General features: G+C 60.0%; 1 protein-coding gene. It reads left to right on the top strand.

The window, feature by feature from the left end; translation table 11 throughout:
• Window positions 1-77: 77 nt before the first annotated feature.
• On the top strand, window positions 78-1091 hold the full coding sequence (locus tag ABEA46_RS20340; RefSeq protein WP_210683738.1) for an IS110 family RNA-guided transposase: 1014 nt from the start codon (window positions 78-80) through the stop codon (window positions 1089-1091).
• Window positions 1092-1358 lie beyond the last annotated feature (267 nt).

The following is a 1358-nucleotide window of genomic DNA, read 5'->3' as shown; positions in this document are numbered from 1 at the left end:
CCCCCTTTATGGATGGCCCGCCCCTCCCGCCGACATCTGTTTAAGATGTCGGTATCCAAAGAAGGAAGGAGCGAGCCATGAACATAGTGATCCTCGGTATTGATCTCGGCAAGAACAGCTGCAGCGTTGTGGGGCTGGACGAGCTCGGTGCGGTCGTTTTGAGGCGACGGATGCGGCGCGATAAGGTGGTCGACCTCGCATCGAAGCTATCCTCCTGCAAGATGGCGATGGAGGCATGCTGCGGCGCCCATCACATGGGGCGGGCACTGGTGGCATTGGGGCACGAGGTGCGGATGATGTCGCCGGAATATGTGAGGCCTTACGTCAAGGCACAGAAGAACGATGATCGGGACGCCGAGGCGATAGCAGAAGCCGCCACGCGGCCGACCATGCGCTTTGTGGAACTCAAAAGCGAAGAACAGCTCGACATTCAGACGCTACATCGGGTGCGTGACCGTCTCGTTGGTGAACGCACGTCGCTGACCAATCAAATCAGGAGCCTCTTATTGGAGCGTGGCCATGTCGTGGCGCAAGGGCACGCTCGCTTACGCAGGAGACTGGATGAACTACTGGAGCTCGATGATGACGCCCTAAGCCCGAGTATGTCGTTCCTTCTGACGGACATGAGGACACGGTGGGAAGAGTTGGACCGGCGCATCTCCGCCTTTGACGCCGAGTTCACAGCCATGGCTCGGACAGATGAGCGTGCCCGTCGGTTGACCACGGTTCCTGGGATTGGCGCTCTGAATGCGACCGCGCTGGTGGCTGCGGTCGGCAACGCGGAGACTTTCTCAAAAGGGCGTGATCTCGCCGCGTGGTTGGGCCTTGTCCCGCGCCAAGTGACAACGGGCGGAAAGCCAAAGTTGCTGGGGATCACGAAGCGGGGCAGTCGATATCTGAGGAAGATACTGATACAAGGCGCGCGCTCCGCAATGCCCAGGCTCGCCAAAAGCGATACGGCGATCGGCGCCTGGCTGCGTGCGCTTCTCGCACGGAGCCACCCAAATGTCGCGGTCGTTGCGTTAGCCGCGAAGATGGCCCGTATCGTTTGGGCTCTGCTCCATCATGGACGAACATATCAGGCTGTATAGCGGCTGGTCTGAGAGTACCGCGTCCGACGGCCGTTCCGTCTGACGCCGCGAACTGCGAGTGGTGAAAGGAAGATGGCCTGACAGTCGATCGGTATCCCGAAATCCTTCGGCGCAAAATGGCCCACTGAGGCCGACCCCTTTATGAGGATCGGGATGCGCGGATCTCCATCTTGGCGGCGGCCTCCGTGCCGAAATGCCGGATACGTTTATGCAGACTCGTCGAGTCATCTGCTGATTATTGCTTGCAGCCGGGGCGGGCCATACGTT

This window comes from Microbacterium jejuense (genome assembly GCF_039544225.1).
Taxonomy (GTDB): domain Bacteria; phylum Actinomycetota; class Actinomycetes; order Actinomycetales; family Microbacteriaceae; genus Microbacterium; species Microbacterium jejuense.
Note: the sequence above shows the minus strand (reverse complement) of the source record. Positions and strands in the feature narration are given on the sequence as shown.

Bases quoted from the DNA above. Each gene is read 5' to 3' on its own strand.
- ABEA46_RS20340 (WP_210683738.1), top strand. From the start codon at position 78: ATGAACATAGTGATCCTCGGTATTGATCTCGGCAAGAACAGCTGCAGC.